The 1,671-nt window shown below is 63.6% G+C and carries 2 protein-coding genes; both read left to right on the plus strand.

The window, feature by feature from the left end:
- Nucleotides 1-37 precede the first annotated feature (37 nt).
- A complete protein-coding gene (locus tag LY41_RS00190; protein WP_253861625.1) occupies nt 38-814 on the plus strand; it encodes a GntR family transcriptional regulator in 777 nt (258 codons plus the stop codon).
- The gene (locus tag LY41_RS00195; RefSeq protein ID WP_253861626.1) at nt 811-1,542 is read left to right on the plus strand and encodes a glycosyltransferase; all 732 of its coding nucleotides are present in this window, start codon (nt 811-813) and stop codon (nt 1,540-1,542) included. The genes LY41_RS00190 and LY41_RS00195 overlap by 4 nt, the downstream gene beginning before the upstream one ends.
- The last annotated feature ends 129 nt before the right edge of the window (nt 1,543-1,671 follow it).

The raw sequence follows: 1,671 nt of genomic DNA on the forward strand, positions 1-1,671 counted from the left end.
TCTCGGGTACGCTAGTCCGTAACGAGAGGAGTTGGAAATGTCGATCAACGAAGCGTCAGGTGTCGGTGCGTTTCACCAGGTCGCGGCCACACTGCGCGACGAGATCGCCCGAGGAAAAATTCGTCAGGGCGAGCGCATCCCATCGGCGCGCGAGCTTGCAACGCAGCACGGCGTCGCCCTAACCACGGCAGTCCGAGCCGTCGACGAACTGCGACATGAAGGCGTCATCGAGACACAGCGCGGCCGCGGGTCCTTCGTACGTGAGCGCACCGAGCTATTTCGACGCGCTGACCAGCGATATCACCGGAATCCTGCAGGTCTCGCACCGAACCGAGCAGAGTCGGCCGCCGGCGGTTGGCTCGATCATGTGGAGGCTGAGGTCTGGCGCGAGAACGCTGATACCGACATCGCCGAACGCCTCGGAGTTCCCGAAGGTGACCCGGTGTCCGTCGTGCGTTACACCTGGTCAGTAGACAGTCATCCCGTGCAGATCAGCACGCAATGGGAGCCGTTGGCCATCACCGCCGGAACTCCCATCGAGGAGCCCGTCGACGGCACGCGAGGAAACAAGGGCGTGATCGCTCGGTTCGACTCGATCGGACTGCACATTGACCACGTGGACGAGACCACCCGAACGCGGATGCCGTCGTCCGACGAGAGTCAGCGGCTGAGCATCCGAGGCGGCATTCCGGTATTCAGCATCGAGCGCACCCACTGGGCCGGTGAAACAGCAGTCGAGACAGCGAACATCATCATCCGGGGCGATCGGATGGCCCTGGTTGCTCGCCACGACGTACCGAAGGAGGACCAGTGAGTCGCCTGCTGTCGATCATCACGCCGGTCTACAACCCCGAGCCCGAGCACCTTCGAACCGCGTACCAGGCCCTTTGCGATCAGCAGATGCCGACCGGGTGGGAGTGGGAGTGGCTAGTCCAAGAGGACGGGACCACCGGAGTTGCGCAGGACATTCTCCCGAGCGATGCACGGATCGACTTCGGTACCGGTCGACACAACGGCGTTGCAATCACCCGGAACCTGGCCCTCTCGCGCGCACGTGGAGAGTTGGTGAAGAACCACGACCAGGACGATTACCTTGCGCCCGGTGCTCTCGAACGCGACATCGCCGCCCTATCCGATCCCGACATCGGATGGACTACATCACGCGTTCTCGACCTTCTGCCTGACGGAACGCTGCACGGGTTCGAGCATGACCCACCGGAAGGCCCGCTCGAACCCGGCCAGATCTACGAGCACTGGCGTACCCACGACTTCCGGCTCCCGGTTCACCCCACGACGCTGTGCATTCGACGCGACCTTGCCGTCCAGTTCGGTGGATGGATGGCCGTCCCCGGGAGCGACGACACCGGACTCATCATCGCTGCCAGCATGGGCACACGCGGATGGTTCACCCACGACGTCGGCCTGTATTACCGCAAGTGGGAAGGGCAGGGCTCCGAGCAATCCGCACACACCGAGCCCGTCGAGTGGCACGCACGCATGCACCTCATCGACGAACGAGCCCGCATGCTGGCAGCCAGCTAACATCGCGTCGAGAGCCCCCGTTCCGACCACTCCCCCAGGTCAGAGCGGGGGCTCTTCTCATGTCCACCACCGACCATCGCACGGATGTATAACTAGTTATACGGCGTCGCCTTCCCGGCTACCGCCCGT

It is taken from the genome of Prauserella halophila, from assembly GCF_024171895.1.
In the GTDB taxonomy this organism is placed as follows: domain Bacteria; phylum Actinomycetota; class Actinomycetes; order Mycobacteriales; family Pseudonocardiaceae; genus Prauserella; species Prauserella halophila.